General features: G+C 42.2%; 19 protein-coding genes and 1 riboswitch. Of the genes, 16 read left to right on the plus strand and 3 right to left on the minus strand.

From position 1 onward, the window contains the following. The first annotated feature begins 75 nt into the window (after positions 1-75). The 6 genes from thiD (at position 76) to QZL64_RS11340 (ending at position 4717) form a co-directional block, all read left to right on the plus strand. Positions 76-870, plus strand: coding sequence for a bifunctional hydroxymethylpyrimidine kinase/phosphomethylpyrimidine kinase (gene thiD / locus QZL64_RS11315; protein ID WP_021842086.1), 795 nt, complete (start codon positions 76-78; stop codon positions 868-870). Between the two features lie 46 nt (positions 871-916). Further along, positions 917-1762, plus strand: coding sequence for a hydroxyethylthiazole kinase (locus tag QZL64_RS11320; protein ID WP_021842087.1), 846 nt, complete (start codon positions 917-919; stop codon positions 1760-1762). A gap of 4 nt (positions 1763-1766) precedes the next feature. Then, on the plus strand, positions 1767-2417 hold the full coding sequence (gene thiE / locus QZL64_RS11325; RefSeq protein WP_021842088.1) for a thiamine phosphate synthase: 651 nt from the start codon (positions 1767-1769) through the stop codon (positions 2415-2417). A 127-nt stretch (positions 2418-2544) separates the two neighbouring features. Further along, positions 2545-2880 carry a hypothetical protein gene (locus QZL64_RS11330; protein ID WP_021842089.1) on the plus strand — a complete coding sequence of 112 codons (336 nt, stop codon included), beginning with the start codon at positions 2545-2547 and terminating at the stop codon, positions 2878-2880. 324 nt (positions 2881-3204) lie between these two features. After that, the gene (locus QZL64_RS11335) at positions 3205-3459 is read left to right on the plus strand and encodes a helix-turn-helix domain-containing protein (protein WP_021842090.1); all 255 of its coding nucleotides are present in this window, start codon (positions 3205-3207) and stop codon (positions 3457-3459) included. Between the two features lie 469 nt (positions 3460-3928). Further along, positions 3929-4717: a hypothetical protein gene (locus QZL64_RS11340; protein ID WP_021842092.1), complete on the plus strand. Its 789-nt coding sequence runs from the start codon at positions 3929-3931 to the stop codon at positions 4715-4717. Positions 4718-4934: 217 nt separating this feature from the next. Here the strand turns inward: QZL64_RS11340 and QZL64_RS14590 are convergent, their stop codons facing one another. The 3 genes from QZL64_RS14590 to QZL64_RS11350 form a co-directional block, all read right to left on the minus strand. Next, the gene (locus QZL64_RS14590; protein WP_226974403.1) at positions 4935-5003 is read right to left on the minus strand and encodes a putative holin-like toxin; all 69 of its coding nucleotides are present in this window, start codon (positions 5001-5003) and stop codon (positions 4935-4937) included. Between the two features lie 223 nt (positions 5004-5226). Then, positions 5227-5814, minus strand: coding sequence for a GH25 family lysozyme (locus tag QZL64_RS11345; protein ID WP_021842093.1), 588 nt, complete (start codon positions 5812-5814; stop codon positions 5227-5229). Positions 5815-5909: 95 nt separating this feature from the next. After that, positions 5910-6521, minus strand: a complete 612-nt coding sequence (locus tag QZL64_RS11350; RefSeq protein WP_021842094.1) for an RNA polymerase sigma factor — start codon at positions 6519-6521, stop codon at positions 5910-5912. Positions 6522-7187: 666 nt separating this feature from the next. Here QZL64_RS11350 and QZL64_RS11355 point away from each other — a divergent pair. The 10 genes from QZL64_RS11355 to QZL64_RS11400 all read left to right on the plus strand — a co-directional run bounded on the left by QZL64_RS11355 (position 7188) and on the right by QZL64_RS11400 (position 18517). Continuing rightward, positions 7188-8252 carry a hypothetical protein gene (locus QZL64_RS11355; RefSeq protein ID WP_021842095.1) on the plus strand — a complete coding sequence of 355 codons (1065 nt, stop codon included), beginning with the start codon at positions 7188-7190 and terminating at the stop codon, positions 8250-8252. A gap of 83 nt (positions 8253-8335) precedes the next feature. Then, a riboswitch (FMN riboswitch) is annotated at positions 8336-8470 on the plus strand. Between the two features lie 182 nt (positions 8471-8652). Then, positions 8653-9945, plus strand: a complete 1293-nt coding sequence (gene ribD, locus QZL64_RS11360; protein WP_021842096.1) for a bifunctional diaminohydroxyphosphoribosylaminopyrimidine deaminase/5-amino-6-(5-phosphoribosylamino)uracil reductase RibD — start codon at positions 8653-8655, stop codon at positions 9943-9945. Continuing rightward, positions 9926-10627, plus strand: coding sequence for a riboflavin synthase (locus QZL64_RS11365; RefSeq protein ID WP_021842097.1), 702 nt, complete (start codon positions 9926-9928; stop codon positions 10625-10627). The genes ribD and QZL64_RS11365 overlap by 20 nt, the downstream gene beginning before the upstream one ends. A 90-nt stretch (positions 10628-10717) precedes the next feature. Continuing rightward, positions 10718-11914, plus strand: coding sequence for a bifunctional 3,4-dihydroxy-2-butanone-4-phosphate synthase/GTP cyclohydrolase II (locus QZL64_RS11370; protein ID WP_021842098.1), 1197 nt, complete (start codon positions 10718-10720; stop codon positions 11912-11914). A gap of 81 nt (positions 11915-11995) precedes the next feature. Next, complete coding sequence (ribH, locus tag QZL64_RS11375) at positions 11996-12457, plus strand: 6,7-dimethyl-8-ribityllumazine synthase (RefSeq protein WP_021842099.1); 462 nt, start codon at positions 11996-11998, stop codon at positions 12455-12457. A 241-nt stretch (positions 12458-12698) separates the two neighbouring features. Next, entirely contained in the window at positions 12699-13589 is an 891-nt protein-coding gene (gene hslO, locus QZL64_RS11380; RefSeq protein ID WP_021842100.1) for an Hsp33 family molecular chaperone HslO, read from the plus strand. 192 nt (positions 13590-13781) lie between these two features. After that, positions 13782-14603: an S-methyl-5'-thioadenosine phosphorylase gene (gene mtnP / locus QZL64_RS11385; protein WP_021842101.1), complete on the plus strand. Its 822-nt coding sequence runs from the start codon at positions 13782-13784 to the stop codon at positions 14601-14603. 47 nt (positions 14604-14650) lie between these two features. After that, entirely contained in the window at positions 14651-15703 is a 1053-nt protein-coding gene (gene mtnA, locus QZL64_RS11390) for an S-methyl-5-thioribose-1-phosphate isomerase (RefSeq protein ID WP_156703946.1), read from the plus strand. A 143-nt stretch (positions 15704-15846) separates the two neighbouring features. Beyond that, positions 15847-17091, plus strand: a complete 1245-nt coding sequence (locus QZL64_RS11395; protein ID WP_021842103.1) for an adenosylhomocysteinase — start codon at positions 15847-15849, stop codon at positions 17089-17091. Between the two features lie 91 nt (positions 17092-17182). Next, positions 17183-18517, plus strand: coding sequence for an amidohydrolase (locus tag QZL64_RS11400; protein ID WP_021842104.1), 1335 nt, complete (start codon positions 17183-17185; stop codon positions 18515-18517). The last annotated feature ends 92 nt before the right edge of the window (positions 18518-18609 follow it).

The following is an 18609-nucleotide window of genomic DNA, read 5'->3' on the forward strand; positions in this document are numbered from 1 at the left end:
AGTATTGGGTTGTACCGTATTCGTATTTGGCTCGGGATTAAGGAGAGTTCCGGGCTCACGTAATTGGAGGACAACATGAATAAAAATAGCTTTCCAACAGCTTTAACGATTGCCGGCACGGATCCGTCCGGTGGTGCCGGTATTATGGCGGATTTAAAGTCGTTTCAGGCCCGTCAGGTCTATGGCATGGCGGCTGTAACGAGTGTGGTGGCGCAGAATACAAAGGGCGTTCGCCTCATTCAAAATGTGGATTTGGAGATGCTTGAGGCACAATTGGCTTGTGTATTTGAAGATATTCCGCCATTGGCTTTAAAAACGGGCATGATTCCGAATGTAGATATGATGCGCATCATTCGTAAATATGTGGACGGCTCTGTGCCATATGTAATGGATCCGGTTATGGTGGCGACCAGCGGCGATCATCTCATCGATGCGCAGGCACGAGACCAATTTAAAGCGGAATTAATGCCGGTAGCCACATTGGTGACGCCTAATTTGTCGGAAACAGAATATTTGGTAGGTTTTGCCATTGAAAGCGAGTCTGATGTTAAAAAAGCAGCTCAGTTTGTTTTAAATGAAATGGGCCCTAAAGCCGTTATTATCAAAGGCGGCCATTTCGGCGAAACAGCGAAGGATTATCTGTATATTAAAGGTGAAAAACTCGTTACCTTTGAAAGTCCACGCTATGATACGCCAAACACCCATGGCACGGGTTGCACGTTCTCCGCTGTCATCACGGCGGAACTTGCTAAAGGTAAATCTTTGGTAGAGGCCGTTGGCATCGGCAAGGATTTTATCAGTAAAGCCATCAAAGAAAATCCGGGACTCGGCAAAGGTCACGGCCCGGTAAATCACATGGTCATCGTGTGAGATGAAGCTGATTTTAAGATTGAATAATAAATAGGAATGAAGAGTTATGTCATATATAAAATTATTACGGGAGCAAAATCCCCTCGTAATTTGTTTAACCAACGATGTGGTAAAAAACTTTACCGCCAACGGTTTGTTGGCGGTTGGTGCGTCACCGGCCATGAGTTCCTGCATCGAGGATTTGGAAGACTTATTGCCATACGCCAAGGCATTATTGGTAAATATTGGGACCGTAAATCCGGAGTTAGCGGCTTTTTACAAAAAAGCTGTAGCATTGGCCAATAAGCTAAATGTGCCGGTTGTGCTGGATCCGGTAGCCTGCAGCGCCGGTGCATTTCGGAAGCAGATTGCTATGGACTTATTGGAACAGCATACAATTATTTTATTGCGCGGTAATGCCGGTGAGATTGCCGCCTTGGTTAGTGAAAAGTTTAGTAAATTAAAAACTGATAATCCGGCAACGGGTGACGGTTTGGAAGCGCAAACGGTAGCAACTAAAGGCGTCGACAGTGAAGGCGTAGCTAATCCGGGTAAGTTAGCTGAACAATGCGCTAAGTTATTTGGCGTCACAAGCATTGCCACGGGGCCGGTTGACGGTATTTCGAACGGCAATAGGACGGTAGAATTTGAACACGGCTCATCCATGATGCCGCTCATTGTCGGCACAGGCTGCTTATTGGGCGGATTTTTAGGCGCCTTTATCGGTTCTACACAACTACAAGACGATGAAATCTTTAATTCTGCCTTATGGGGGCTCAAAGCCTATTCCATAGCCGGTGAAATGGCGGAGACAGAATGTCAACACCTATATAACAAGGTTGAACCAGGTAGTTTTCAAATTGAATTCTTGAATGCTTTATATCGGATTCAGGATTCGGACGTGGAGGCGTAAACTGATGAAAAATAGTTTTAAAGCCGAAGAGTTAAAGGTATACTTTATTTGCGGTACACAAGATTTTAAGTCCGCAAACAATCCGCTTACAGCTGCACTCACTTGTATTGAGACCGCTTTAAAGGCCGGCATTACTATGTTTCAATTCCGTGAAAAAGGTCATGGCTCTTTAACCGGTGAAGCTAAATTGGATTTTGCCAAACAGGCGCAAGCCTTATGCAAAGAATATAAGGTGCCATTTATCATGAATGACGATATGGACTTGGCAGAAGCATTAGACGTGGATGGCGTTCATATCGGTCAAGACGATGATCCGATTGAAGACGTGCGCCGTCGTTTTCCACATAAAATTATTGGTTTATCCATTCACTCACCGGAAGAATATGCGGCTTCCCGTGTTGATTTAGCTGATTATATCGGAATCGGACCTATTTACGGTACCCAATCAAAAGACGACGCAAAAGCGCCTATTGGCCTTGACGGTGTAGAAGAACTTCGCAAGGTGGCAGGAAGCTTGCCGATTGTTGCCATTGGCGGTATTACGGTCGATAACGCGGCGGATATTGTTAAAAGCGGCGCCGACGGAGTATCGGTTATATCGGCGATTACGCAAGCTGCGGATGTAACGGAAGCTGTGCGAAAATTAAAACTGTAGAATAAACATGAAAAAATTTCATTGTTTATTATATTTAAGAAATTCGATAAAAAAGGTATAATTGTCTTGTAAGGCAATTATACCTTTTTTACTTTGAAATACGTTATCTCTTGAAAGGAGATTAATTATGAAATGTAAACACGCTACTCGTGAAATTCCAACAGATCCACATGGTAAAGCTCGTTATGAACGTGCGATGCGTCACATGGAATTGGCAAAAGAACAGGGGATGTCCAGTGAAGAAATACATGCTTTATTTAAGCTCATCATGGATTTTGATCCTAAAAAAGATTTGGACAAAGTTCCTAATGATGATGCTCATAAAAAATTCCGTCAAGCCTTATCCCATGCTAACCGTGCCGTAGAAGAAGGTAAATCCGACGAAGAAGCCCATGAAATCTTCCGTCGCATTATGCATGGTGAAACAGCGGGTAAGTGCAAACATCGTAAGGAAGAGGCTTAATATATAGGCGTTTACCGGCGAAGGGAAGGCAATCAGGTTTATTTCTGTATAATTATAGAATTCGCTATGCGAGGTCTTTATAGGAGAGTGGCGATTGATGTCGCCACTTTTTTCGTTGTCAAAATACATTTTAATTTGATAAAAATAATCCTATTATTAACATGATTTTCATTAATTTTACACATTTTTTAATATGTAAAATTTGTTGATTATTAAGATGCTATGTGGCATATATCATATTAATAAGGGTTTTATTTATGTGCTACATGATGGGCTCATTTATGTCATACTGTGTAGTAAGATATGAATGAGGAGTTTGATAATATGGACGAACAAAAGAACAGTTTATTTAAGTGTATTGGCGCCAAAGTTACATATTACCGTACCCTGCGTGGCTTGACGCAACGCGAACTGGCCGAAAAAATAGGCATTAGTCCCAGCACTTTAAATAAAGTGGAACGCGGTGCCTATAATCAGAATGTATCGATTGCTATGTTACTGGACATTGCTGAAGGGCTGGACGTAGACGTAACATATTTTCTGACTATAACCGAAGCAGATAAAAAGGTATTGTTCTAACAGTACTATTTTGCGGTAACATATTGACTAAGCTAAGACCGTATTATTGCGAGTTTGCCTGTTATGGTTAAGTAATTTTGCACATTTTTGGCTTGAAATAGCTTGTAATAACTTGTTATTTCGCATAACCCGTTAACAACGTATGGAAAGTAGGTTACTTATGGCAGATGTTATTGATTTTGAAAAGGCTTCACAGCGTAAGAAGCAAAAGTTGATTACTAAGCTGGATGATATTTTAAAACATAAATAAGAAATTTTAGACAGGTCAACATTAGTGAAAGATTTGACCTGTTTTTTATTGGGCCACCCCTATGTCCGGGTACTATGTTATATTAACCATGTAACCGGATGTAGGGGTGATTTTATATGCTCAAAAGTAGCCCATGGCACTGCGACGTGAATCCTCAAAATCCGTAACAGTATTGATACACTAATTCTTTTGAGTAAGGTAACGTAGGGGGTAGAAAGTATGGAACGTATTAAGTATTTATTTTTCCTAAATGACAATAAGCCATTAAAAGAGCGGTTTATTGACCGGTCCGAGTCTAAAATATTTATGTTTCTGTCGTTTTTCTTTGTATTGTTGCTACCGATAGCTGCTATATTCCATAAAGTAGTTGGCGTAGGGATGCCCCTGTTTGACGCTTTTATTGTTGTCATCGGAGCGTGGGTTTTGAACACGGTTTGGATGCTGGTTAGTAATCGTGGGGAAACTCAAAAAGCTCGATTTTTCGTAAATATTTTATTTTGTTTGGGCAGTATACCGATTTTAGGTTCCTTTTTATATACGCCGCCTTACTATTCACTGCCGATCTTAATAGTTGCGCTCTTATGGCTTGGCATTTTAACAGTAATAAGAGACTCCATGCAGACATATTGGGATACACTTATCAAAATGCGTTGGTTCTTTTTAGGACTGATGATTTTATGCTATGGTACGGTAATTTATTATGAAACCGGTTACCGTGACTTGCCACCGACCATAGTTAAGCCGATTATTTATGCACTGGAGTTCTATGTTGTAAGTTGTTTTACAATGCTGCAATTAGTGTATCTGAAAAAGGACATTGCCGGTTTTTATGACGAAAAGAAGATTACGGAATGTTACAATTGCGGCAACGTATCCGATATCTGGGATCAACCGGGCGGTAAGTTCTATGTGTTAAAATCCGTTGTCGGTATTGTTATCAACTTTATGATGCTATTAATCGTTTGCATCAAGATTGGGCTCTATATATTGATACATTATATTTGGTAAATAATTTCTTAACACTAATGTTGAGATAGGGCAAGAAAGAGTAAGTTAATTCCCTTAGCTTAGTCAGTAGTTGCTTTACTTGACGCTTATATGTTAATGCGTTAAGATATATATAAGACGAGCCGTCATAGTGTGTAGCAACGCTAGGCTCATCTCCAGTAAAACTAGTAAAATGAGAAATGGCCTAGTCGTTACTTTTAGCGATTTAGGTCATTTTTCATTTAAGAATCAAGACCACTAGAGTAGCAAAAGCTATCATCAGGGATAACGCTTCGAATACACTCATGATCTCACCTCCTTAAAGGAGATGACCTAGTCACACTACAACGGCTCTTGATTATTAGTATACTCCTTTGTTGTTCATAATTAAAGATTATTTCGAAAATATGTTCTTGAGGAAAGTTGAAAGAATATGGAAAATAAAAACCGGCAATGTTCTTACACTGCCGGTTCTACTATAAAAGTATATTATTCTTTGAATAAGTCTTTATAACTTCAATAAAGTTACTTTACGACCAAAACACATCCCCGTCAAACATCTTTTCACCAATCCTCAGTGAATCGGTATATTGCCACATGTGAGCCGATGGTAGATCGCAGCTGCTATTATACTGGGCGCACCATTTAGGGCACATGAGCTGGGTACCGTCGATGTGATGGGTCCACCAATCAAAATTGGCGTACACCCCGGCATAGGCGTAGCCGGCTTGCCAGGCTGTATTGATGAAGGCACTGCAACGATTGGTGATTTGTTGTGTGTCCCAGTAGGGGGCTTCTTCCGCATCATACCAAAGGCCCATAGTCAGTCTTGCCGGGACGAGACCGCAGTCATTTAAGATATGGGTAGCAAAAGCAGCTTCTTCGATGGCATCATTGCAGTTTTGCGCATAGGAATAATAGTATACGCCAATGCTTATGCCCGCATTCAAGGCACCGTTTACATTGTGATAAAATTGACTATCCAAATGCCCGCGACCATAGCCAAGGCGTATGATGGCAAATTCGATGCCTGCATCACGTACCTCTTGCCAATTTACAATGCCATTATGTTCGCTTACATCAACTCCGTAGTGTTTATTTAACTGATTCATTTTCATAGTATCTTTTGCAACTCCTCACTGACGTACTTATAACTATTATTGTTATTTCTTGTTATTCATTGCTATTCATGGGTATTTATTGCTATTCATAGTTATTGATTCAGTTCATCGTTAAAAAATACGGTCAATGCAGCTAACGCTCGATGTTTATGTTGCTGCATGGCCTGGCGGCTGATGCCGTGTTGTTTGGCCAGTTGAGCCAGGGGAATATTCTCAATATAATAAGCATAGAGTAGTTTTTGTTGCTGTGGCATGAGTCGCTTGAAGGCTCGTGCTACGGCTTTTTTATTTGCATTAGCTAAAGCCGTTGTTTCGGCACTGTCGGAAGGAGCTAAGATATCCTCAAACGTCATGGTTTTATTGTCACCGTCAGTAGCCTGATCCATAATAAATGTTTCCCGCTGCCATTGTTTTCTAAGTTTTCTAAACGCATTGTATTGACCGTATTTAATCCGACTTTTGACAAAACCGGAGAAGGGGACGTCGCCGTTAATGTCGTATTCTTTGACAGCCCTAATGAACACTTCCCACAGTAAGCTTTCTATATCATTGGCTTCGCATTGCACGGCGCTTACATGAGCGTACTTGTGAATAAGACCCTCGTATTTGTGACATAATGCTTTGAGAGCGGCCTCATTATTTTGCTGCGCTGCGTTAATAGTTGCCATTAATTGATTATCGCTCCATGCTACATTAGGAGTCATAGTAAAAACCTCTTTTCCTTATACGTTTAAATTAAAGAATTCCTCGAGGATGTTTCATTTTTAAGTTTTTCAGCCTGCTGTTACAAACTGATTTGTTATACTGTTACGAACTGATTTGTTTTACTGTTACGAACTGAGTTATTCGCCGGTAACAAACAGAGTCGTTCTGATATTACAGATTAATTTGTTGAAACGTGTATTGCAATCACTAGTCTTAGTATAGTAAAGCGGCGGTTTTCAGGCAAATCCGGAGAAAACTCGAAAAAGTTTACCACTTATGAATCTTGATTTATTGCGTGCCAAGGTATAGAGTAGAGCATGTCGGTAATATGTCTGATTTTTTCATGATTGCAGTTTCATAATGACTAATAAATGATGATATTAGTACGCTATTTTTTGGGAAATATATCGGATATGGAGAGCCGGTAGTTGGGGGTAAGCAAATCCATTGGAACAGCTTAGTAACGCATGTATTAAGTGTAGCGAATTTCAAATGGGTACGATGATTCGGAAGAAGGCGGCTAAGTATTTTAACAAAAACGAGGTCAGTTGACAGGTTCTAGTCTTGTTTATGACTAAGAGTATGCATTATTGCGTTGGTAAGAATCTTCTGAATTTAAATTAATTGACCGCGGGGATTTATCGTTATAGGGGAGTGTTGTATATATGGCGGAAAATGACACGTATACTTCGATTGAGCGAACGTATTGTATTGATGCCGGTAAAGATTTTATAATTCCACAGTATCTTAATTTCTTCCTGTGTATTTTGGAGGAGCGGCTGCAGGAGTCGTTGCTCGATACTGCGCCTATAGAGTCTGTAATGAAGCCTTTTAATGAAGGATACATGCTCTTAGTGGAGTATTTGAAATTAAATATTTTTTCCAGGCGGCATGCGGATAAAATCGTGGATATGTTCAACGATGGTTATATGAAAGCCATGGATCCTGAATTGCTTTGGGAGCGAGAAGAATACGCAGCTTATGTCGAGGATGCCCATATCATTATTTCTAAAATATGTCACTTAGTGCATTATGAGCAGCGTTATACCTGTCTTACTCATAATCGGTACTCCATGTTAGCCCCATTTTCACTGCATGATTTAATCGATGCTACCAGGCTAAGCAATAAAGAAATGACTTGTAAATCTAAAGAGAGACGGGAGTTTACGTATGGTCGCATTTATCTCAAGGGATGCCGGCGTATCATACGCGATATCAATGTAGCTTTAGTTAATTTTGGTTATAAAGAATTGCCCTCGCCGTTCCAAATTTTATTATGCCGAACTATGGATTTGTATGACATAGTAGAGCGTTTGAAGAACATGGTAAGCTACATTGAAGTTTCGAAAAAGATTCCACGGCCTTATATACGCCGTGAAATAGAATCGGTCCATCAGTCTTTTCATGCCTTTGAAGCCGCCTTTTTGAATGCGTTTTCACAACAAGCGACCAAGAACGATGTACCGGCGGGTACTAATAATCAGTCACATCAAGGCGGACCGAAGTTTCTTAATTCACAGCCTCATAAAGAAAAAGTGGCACGCGTTTTGAAAAGTTTAGCCGTCAATTTAGCTTCGCTCCGTTGGGGCCTATATTTTCTCACACTTAGTTACGGCAGCGGTTATATTAACCAATTTGGCGAACTGGCAATCAAAAAAGGAAATGTGAAAAATAGAGCCGCCGGTAGAAGACAAAAACGGATAGTGCAAACCTCTTGCACTATCAGCTAAATGATAGTATAATCAACTATAGAAAAGATGCTCGATTTGATACTAATTAGATTCGGAAGAGTCATCTTAAATAATTATATATAGATAGTCTTTGAGGCAAGGTGCGGAATGTAAGCATTCCAATTCCTGACCGGCGGTCATAGTCCGCAAACTCTGAAATGGGTTGACTCGGTGCGATTCCGAGACCGACAGTATAGTCTGGATGGGAAAAGACACGCTATACGTTTGCGTTTTAATTAAGCTGTTAGGATTCAAGGCGTTTGCCTTTTGATTTGCTGTGAATCAATTAGAGGTAATTGAAGGCTTTCAGCAATTGTAAACAATAAACGATATATAACGTAAATAACTCAGGGACTATAGATACTATAGTTCCTTTTTTGTTAGGAGTTGAGTTCATAATATGAGAGATGAACAATATACGGGGAAGCCGCAGACAGCTGAATATGAACAAGATAAGCAGTATATGTTGCGGGCATTAACGTTGGCCAAGCGGGCGACCGGATTTACCCATCCCAATCCAATGGTGGGTGCCGTTGTTGTGAAAAACGGTGAAATCATCGGCGAAGGGTATCATCAAAAAGCCGGCGAGGCTCATGCCGAGGTACATGCTCTAAAGGCAGCCGGTGAAAATGCCAAAGGGGCGACACTTTATGTAACGCTCGAACCTTGTGCGCATTACGGCAAAACACCGCCTTGTGCGAAACGAGTTATCGAAGCGGGCATTAAACGTGTTGTAGTTGGTTTAATCGATCCGAATCCGTTGGTTGCCGGTAAAGGTATTCAGATGATTCGCGAGGCGGGGATTGAAGTGACTACCGGCATTTTGGAAAAGGAATGTGCCAAACTGGTGGAAGGTTTTCTGACGTTTATAAAAACGGGCAAGCCCTTTGTTACCTTGAAGTCGGCTATGTCGCTGGACGGTAAGATTGCCACGCGGACCGGTCATTCGCAGTGGATTACGAATGAAACGGCACGCAGGGACGGGCATAAACTTCGAGCCCTTCATGATGCGATTTTAACCGGTATCGGCACGGTATTGAGCGATAATCCGAGTCTTAATTGCCGTTGGCAACCGGAGGATGTTAATGAGTATGCGGTGCATCAGCCGGACGTAATTGTTCTCGATAGTATGGGCCGTACACCAACGGATGCCAATATATTTAAGCAGGATCATCGCAAAGTATATATCTTTGTAAGTTCTGCGTGTGAAACTTCACGTATAAAAGTTCTTGAAGATGTGGGGGCGCAAGTGATTATCTTGGATGATAGGACTAATGTGACTAATACGACCGATACGACTAATACGACTAATACGACTAATACGACTGTCGCGACTGACACAGGCGATGCTACAGCGATAAAACAATCCGGAGCGACGAAAGGGCAACTGCCGATTGAACAGATTTTAACAAAAATGGCTGAACTTGGTTTTACTTCGGTCCTTGTAGAAGGGGGCAGTCAGGTTATTGCCTCATTTGTGGAAGCACGAGCTTTTGACAAAATCGTAACTTATATCGGTAACACCATAATCGGCGGTCAAGCCGCTTTAGGTGCCATCAGCGGTACCGGCATTGATCAGTTGGCCGACGGTGTTGATTTAGTCTTTGAATCGGTTGAAATTTTAGCTAATAATATACGAATAGAAACCTATTTAGCAGGAAGGAGCGGTGCCTATGTTCACGGGAATCATTGAAGAAGTGGGTCATGTGGTCAGCGCTCAACGGAATGCGCAGGCCATGCGGCTCACCATTGCGGGTGACGTGATTTTTTCAGATATGAAAATCGGGGATTCCATTGCGGTTAACGGTGTTTGCCTTACCGTAACATCTTTTGTGGGCAAACAGTTCGTGGCTGATGTCATGCCTGAATCGGTGAATATGACGACGTTTTCTAAATTTACATCCGGCCAGCCGGTTAATTTGGAACGAGCTATGGCGTCAAACGGGCGCTTCGGTGGTCATATGGTAGCCGGTCACGTAGACGGGCAAGGACGAATTCGTCAAATCCGCAAGTTGGATAATTCGGTAGTGTTCACCATTGAAACAACGCCGGATGTACTTGATTACATCATTTACAAAGGCTCTATCGCCGTTGACGGAGCGAGTCTTACTGTTTCTAAACGAGAGCGCACGTATTTTGAAATTTCTATCATTCCTCACACCATCGCCAATACTGTATTGGCTAATGCCAAGGTTGGTACGGTGGTGAATTTAGAAACCGATATAGCCGGTCGCTATATCCGTCATTTTATGACGCTCGACAAAGAACCTAGTTCGGGTTCCGAAGCAGGCAATGCTTCGAGGGCAACCGGTGAGGCCAAGCAGGAGTCAAAGAGTTTTTCAAAAGACTGGCTCATGAGCAAAGGTTTTATCTGATAAGTAGCAATACATAATTAACAAGCAATAACAAACTCATAACAGTTTATTTTTATAGATTTACAATTCATGTTTTAAGGAGATGCTAGTATGGCAAAAACATTGAACACCATTGAAGAAGTATTAGAAGATATTAAGGTTGGCAAACCGGTTATTATCGTGGATGACGAGAAGCGTGAAAACGAAGGCGATCTCATGGTTGCCGCTGAATTTGCCACTATGGAGAATATCAATTTCATGGTGAAAGAAGCGCGTGGTATCGTTTGTACGCCTATGAAAAAAGAGGATTTGGACGCCCTTCAAATCGGTCAAATGGTGACGAAAAATACAGATAATCACGAAACGGCTTTTACCGTAAGTGTTGACCATGTGGATACAACTACCGGTGTGTCGCCATACGAACGTGCGTTGACGATTCGTGCCTTGGTTGACGGCAAAGCTCGTCCGGAAGATTTCCGTCGCCCGGGCCATGTATTCCCATTGCAGTATAAAGAAGGGGGCGTGTTGGTTCGTCAGGGTCATACGGAAGCATCTATCGATTTATGCCGTTTGGCAGGCCTTAAGGAAGCATCCGTAATCTGCGAAATTACCAAAGATGACGGCAATATGGCTCGTCTCGATGATTTGTTGGCTTTTGCCGAAAAACATGATTTAAAAATTGCGTCCGTAGCCGAACTTATCGAATACCGTAAATTGCACGAACCAATCATTACCTTGGCAGCTGAATCTAATTTGCCGACTGAATTCGGCGATTTCAAGATTTTCGTTTTCAAAAACTACTTGGATCACAAAGAACATTTAGCTATCGTTAAAGGCGATGTGAAAGACCTTGAAAATGTACTCGTTCGTGTTCACTCCGAATGTCTCACCGGTGATGTGTTCGGCTCCAAACGTTGCGATTGCGGCGAACAGCTTCACAATGCCTTACGCACCATTGAAAAAGAAGGTAAGGGCGTTGTTGTGTACATGCGCCAGGAAGGTCGCGGTATCGGCTTAACCAATAAGATTAAAGCCTACGCCTTGCAGGAAAAAGGCCTCGATACGGTGGAAGCGAATGTGGAATTAGGTTTCCCGCCTGATATGCGTGAATACTCGTTGGCAGCGCAAATTATTCGTTTCTTGGGCATTAAGAGTGTAAATCTTATCACCAATAATCCAATTAAGAAAAACAGCTTGGAACACTGGGGTATCAAAGTAAATAAACGGGTTCCGGTGATTGTAAAAGCTAATAACATCAATGCCGGTTATTTACAGACAAAAAAAGAAAAAATGGGTCATTTACTATAATAAGATGAGCCAATTATTATATTTTAGAAGAAGTTGAAGCTTTAATTTTTAGAAAATCCCTTAGACTATTAGGAGGCTATTATGATGGTTACAGAAGGTAAATTATTAGGCACAGGTAAACGCTTTGCTATTATCGGTTCTCGTTTTAATGAATTCATTACATCTAAATTAATCGGCGGTGCTATGGATGCATTGTTACGTCATGATGTAGCGGAAGAAAATATTAACACAATTTGGGTACCGGGCGCGTTTGAAATTCCAATCGTTGCCAAAAAAGCAGCTCTCAGTGGCAAATACGATGCCATTATCTGTGTCGGTGCTGTAATTCGCGGATCCACGACTCATTATGATTATGTATGCAGCGAAGTGTCCAAAGGTATCGCTCATATCAGCCTTGAAACAGGCGTTCCTGTTATGTTCGGCGTTCTTACGACTGAAAATATCGAACAGGCTATTGAACGTGCAGGCACTAAAGCAGGCAACAAAGGTTTCGATTGTGCTATGGGCGCTATTGAAATGGTTAACTTGTTGGAACAAATCTAAGAGTTTTATAGTAAGTGAGTATCAGTGCCAATTATTGGAAGTATAATTGGCACTGTTTACTTATTGACGTTTAATATTTGAGTTTAATATTTGAGTTTAATATTCTAGTTTAGTTTTTAAATCGAATTTTAAAGTGAATGCTAGAATTAAATTTTATGTTGAATTTTATATTTAATTTTAAGTTGAATTTTTAAGTTATACGTATATTTTTAAGTTATACGTATCAGAAAGGAAAATAGATATGGATTTTATTCGTCGTTATACGACTAAAGAAGGTGTACGTATGGCCTTTGCCGTAACGACTGACACTGTAGAAGAAGCAAGAGTGCGTCACGATTTGAGCCCTGTAGCTACGGCGGCTCTCGGCCGTACCATGACAGGGGCCCTTTTAATGGCAGGGGATTTTAAAAACGAAGAAAATGTAAGCTTACGCTTGAACGGTAAAGGCCCGTTAGGCGTTGTTCATGTGGACGCTTTCAGCGACAACACAGTGCGCGGTTATGTGGATAACCCGCATGTGGAAGTGCCTTTAAAATATGCAGGCAAACTCGATGTAGGCGCTGCTGTCGGTCATGACGGTGAAGTACAGGTAACTCGTTTTACCAAACTTCGTCAAGATTACACGTCCCAAAGCCCTATGCAGACCGGTGAAGTGGCTGAAGATTTGGCCTATTATTTATATACATCGGAACAGATTCCGGCCACTATCAGCTTGGGGGTTCTGGTAAATACGGACAGAACGACTAAGGCTGCGGGCGGTTTTCTCGTACAGGCTTTGCCGGATGCAACTGATGAAGCATTGGCACAAGTAGAAGCTAATATTAATGAATTGGGACCAATTTCTCATTATTTAGAAGCCCATCCTAATGGCGAAGGGTTAGTGGAAAAAGTATTGGCCGGTTTGACGTGTGAACAGGTATATGAAGGAGATGTCGCCTTTAAATGTACTTGCAGCCGTGAACGGTTTGAACAAATTTTGGCTACCTTACAACCTGCCGACAAGGAAGAGCTTCTAGAAGATGAAACGACTGAGCTTGTTTGTCATTATTGCAATGAAAAATATCAGTTCAGCCGTGATGAATTGAAACAGATTTTTGCGGAAGCGTCCCGTAACGATGGGGCAGCTCATTAATCAGATTTTTTGATAAACATGTTTTGACCTTCAAAAACAAATGATTAACGCAATCAGTTAGATTGTGGTACAATAGAATAGACGAGCCTTAGGGCAGTAACTAAGGTATGGAATCTCCGGGGCTCAGGCTCCGGAGGTTTATTTTTTTAGTAAAAAGCTAATTGTAAAGAAAGATAAGACGAGGTGACTATAATGGGTGTAATCGCAGTTATTGGCGGTACCGGTGTGTACGATCCATCTATGTTTGAAAATATTGAAGAAAAGACTATGCAAACGCCATATGGTGAAATTGCTTATACCAGCGGCAGCTATAAGGGTAAACAGCTTATATTCCTGGCCCGTCACGGTAAAGGTCATTCCATTCCGCCTCATTTGATTAACTATCGCGCCAATATTTGGGGCCTCAAAAAATTGGGCGTAACCATGATTGTATCCACTACGGCGGTAGGTTCTTTAAATACGGATTTTGCTCCGGGCCATTTCGTTTTGGTTGATCAATTTCTTGATTTTACAAAATCTCGTGTATCTACTTTCTTTGACGGCAACGGTAAAAAAGTTGTTCATCTAGGCGTTGGTAATCCTTATTCACCGGCTCTTCGCAAGGTGATTATGGAAGCAGCGTCGGAACTCAATATCGACGCTCATAACGGTGGTACTTATGTATGCACGGAAGGTCCTCGTTTTGAAACGCCGGCTGAAATTAAGATGTTCAAAATGCTGGGCGCCGATACGGTGGGCATGACGAATGTTCCGGAAGTGGTATTAGCGGGCGAAGCGGAAATTGCTTATGCTACGATTTCTATGGTAACCAACTTTGCCGCCGGTATTTCGCCGACTGAACTAACGCATCAGGAAGTACTCGATATCATGGCGGAAATGTCCGATAAATTTAAAGCCTTGATTTTGCGCACGATTGAAAAACTTAATCCGGATCAGGATTTACCATGTCATCATCGTTTGGCCGAATACGGCGGTTTTAAAGCGGCCTTAGGTAAAGAGGGCGAATTACTATGAGTTTAGAAGAAGCAGTTCATACATTGGATACCTTAAAAAGTGAATCTATGAAGAGCATTACTTGGAATGGTAATTCTTTGATTTTATTAGACCAAACGAAATTACCGAACCGGGAAGAATATATCGATTGTACCGACTGGCGTCAGGTGGCAGAAGCCATTAAAAAATTACGTGTCCGCGGGGCACCGGCCATCGGGGTGGCCGCCGGTTACGGTCTTATTTTGGCTGCCCGTGAGGCCATTGAATCGGCACCTGATGAAGTAACGCAGCGAGCTAATTTCTTGACGTTTGCCAATACGTTAAAAGAGACACGCCCTACCGCCATTAATTTGGCTTGGGCCATTGACCGTATTGTAACAAATATCGTATTCCCTTGCGACACCATGATTAACGCGTTGCCGTTAATCGAAGCGGAAGCAAAAGCTATTGATTTGGAAGACCAAGGTTTAAACGCGGCTATGGCTAAAGCGGGGGCCACTCTTTTCGAAGGAAAAAAAGGCATACGCATTTTAACGCATTGTAATGCCGGTGCTTTGGCGACAGCCGGTTTGGGTACCGCTCTTGGCGTGGTTCGTGAACTTCATGCTAACGGTCAATTAGAACGGGTATACGCGGATGAAACGAGACCACTTTTGCAGGGCGCTCGCTTAACGGCTTTTGAGCTTCACCATGACGGTATTCCTGTTACTTTGTTAACCGATAACATGGCTGCTTATGCTATGCAACAGGGGCTTATTGATGCTGTTATCGTCGGTGCCGACCGCATCACTACGGAAGGGGATGTGGCCAATAAAATCGGTACTTACGGCGTAGCCTTGGCGGCGAAAGCCCATAATATTCCGTTTTATGTAGCCGCACCGTACAGCACTTTTGATTTTACCTTGGCTAAAGGCAGTGACATCCCAATCGAAATGCGCAGTGCTGATGAAGTTAAATGCTTTGCCGGTATCCCGACCGCACCGGACGGAATCGACGTTTTGAACCCTGCTTTTGACGTAACACCGCATGAACTTGTAAGTGCTATTATTACCGAAGAAGGCGTTTTAAAAGCACCTTACAATAAAGCGATTGAAGATTTACAAAAGAAGCTTGTACGCTAACGCGTTCTATATTAATCAATTGATGGATTTCAAATAATATAGTTGAGTCTAAAACAGGCCTACCTATGTTTACATACTCATTACTACAAAATCTACTTATATCGGTTTTACTATAGATGTTTTTCAAGAAAGAAGAGGTTATCATGGAATCATTAATCAGAGACATTAAATTGGCACCGGAAGGACGCAAGAAGATTGAATGGGTGTCCAATTTTATGCCTGCCCTTAACAGCTTGCGCGAAGAATTCAAAGCCAGTCATAAATTTGAAGGCAAAACCGTCGTAGTAAGCGTTCATTTGGAAGCTAAAACGGCGTACTTGTCTACTATTTTAAAAGAAGCGGGCGCTGATGTTATCGTAACCGGTTCCAATCCATTGTCCACTCAAGATGATGTAGCGGCAGCCCTCGTTGATATGGGTCTCACCGTATATGCTTGGCATGACTGCACCGAAGAAGAATACTTCATGTTCTTAAATAAAGCCTTGGACCATAAACCGCATATTATCATCGATGACGGTGGGGATTTGGTAAACTTGTTGCACACCACCCGTACGGACGCTAAAGAACGTCTAATCGGCGGTTCCGAAGAAACAACGACGGGCGTGCATCGTCTCCATGCGTTGGCTAACGAAAATAAATTGACTTTCCCAATGATTGCTGTTAACGATTCTTATTGTAAATACCTCTTCGACAATCGTTACGGCACGGGCCAATCCTTATGGGACGGCATCATGCGTACCACTAACTTGACCGTTACCGGTAAAAATGTAGTCGTAGCCGGCTATGGCTGGTGCGGTAAAGGCGTGGCTATGCGTGCTAAAGGACTTGGCGCTCATGTTATCGTTACCGAAGTGGATCCGATTAAAGCCATCGAAGCCGTATTTGACGGTTTTAAAGTAATGCCTATGATTGAAGCAGCCCCAATCGGCGATATTTTCATCACCGTAACCGGCTGTAAAGACGTAATCCGCAAACAACACTTTGAAGTGATGAAAGATAAAGCCATTATGTGTAATGCCGGTCATTTCGACTGCGAAGTAAACGGTGTGGAACTTGCCGAAGTGGCTGTGTCTCATAAAAATGTTCGTAAAAATATCGAAGGTTATAGCTTAGCTGATGGTCGTACGCTTTATTTATTAGCCGGTGGGCGTCTTGTTAACCTCGCCGCCGGAGATGGTCATCCTGCGGAAATCATGGACTTGTCCTTTGCTATGCAGGCATTGGCTGCGGAATACTTGCTTGACCATGGTAAAGATATGGAAGCAACGGTTCATATTTTGCCGCATGAACTGGATGTTCGTATTGCTAAAGTTAAATTGCAGAACATGGGCTACGATTTAGATGCCTTGACTCAAGAACAATACGATTATTTGCATAAAGTTCAATAAGAGACGGCGCTCTGGGGTTATAGGCACAAACGATTGTGTCGTGTAATACGAATAGAGTACGTTGGTAGCGGTTCAACTAAAGGAGATATAAATGGCTGATATTGTAATTCGCAATATTGATTGCATTACCGGGGAAAGTGCCGAATCCGGCAAAGACATGTTGCGTAACGTAACTTTGATTATTAAAGATGGGTATATCGATAAAATTTTGACCGAAGAAGAAAGTCAGACGCCATTCGGTCAAGAATTAATTACTAAAGAATGCGGCAATGCGGCGTTCATTTTAGACGGTCACGGTCGTGTAGCCGCACCGGGGCTTGTCAATACTCATACCCACATCGCTATGGGCTTATTCCGTAACTATGCGGATGATTTGGAACTCATGGATTGGCTGGAAAAGGCCATTTGGCCGGCCGAAGCTAAGTTAACCAATGAATTGGTAGAAGTTGGTACACGCTTAGGTATCGCTGAAATGTTCCGTTCCGGCACCACTTGTTTCAGCGATATGTATTTCTTCATGAACGATACGGCCAAGGTGGTAAAAGAAACCGGCATTCGTGCCGTTTTATCACGCGGTATGGCCGGGGTAGCACCTACAGCCGAACAAGCCTTGGTGGATAGCCGTCATTTATTCAATGATTGGCACGGTTTTGACAATGACCGTATCAAAGTAATGCTTGGGCCACATGCGCCATATACTTGTCCCGATGAATATATGAAAAAAGTCATGGACCTCAGCCATGACTTGGGGGCGCAAATTCACATCCACTTATGTGAAACTAAAGGGGAAGTGGAGAATGTAATTAAAGCGACCGGCAAAACTCCGATTGCTCACTTCAATGATTTAGGCGTCTTTGATACGGGCTGTGTGGCGGCTCACGGCGTTCATTTAACGGATGAAGACCTTGATATCATGAAAGCCAAAAACGTGCGTGTCGCTCACAATCCGCAGTCCAATCTTAAATTAGCCAGCGGCATTGCCGATGTGCCGGCTATGCTCGCAAAAGGTATTACCGTAGGTCTCGGTACCGACGGTTCCGCCAGCAACAATAATGCCGATATGCTTGAAGAAGTGCGCTTAGCGGCAACCCTCCATAAAGCAACTCACTTTGATCCAAAAGCCATTCCGGCCCATCAAGCCTTACAATTAGGCACCGTTGAAGGGGCCAAAGTACTTGATTATAACGATTTGGGGCTCATTAAAGAAGGCTATCGCGCCGATCTTTGTTTATACGATGTAACGGGCATGCATTGGTTACCACGTTACAATGATGTAGCCTCTTTGGTTTATGCGGCTAATTCGTCTGATGTTCAGACAACGATTGTAGCGGGCAAAGTAGTCATGAAAGACCGCGAATTACTTACCATCGATGAAGAAAAATTACGTCATGATGTGATGAGTAAGACGGAGATATTTAAACAATAATATTGTATAATTTACATATAAAAACGGTTTCTCAGCCAACCAAAATGAGAGCTAAAAATGAAGGGGCTGTAACGAAATACACCCCTAAAAAC

The sequence above is a fragment of the Veillonella sp. CAG:933 genome (assembly GCF_000431435.1).
Lineage (GTDB): Bacteria > Bacillota > Negativicutes > Veillonellales > Veillonellaceae > Veillonella_A.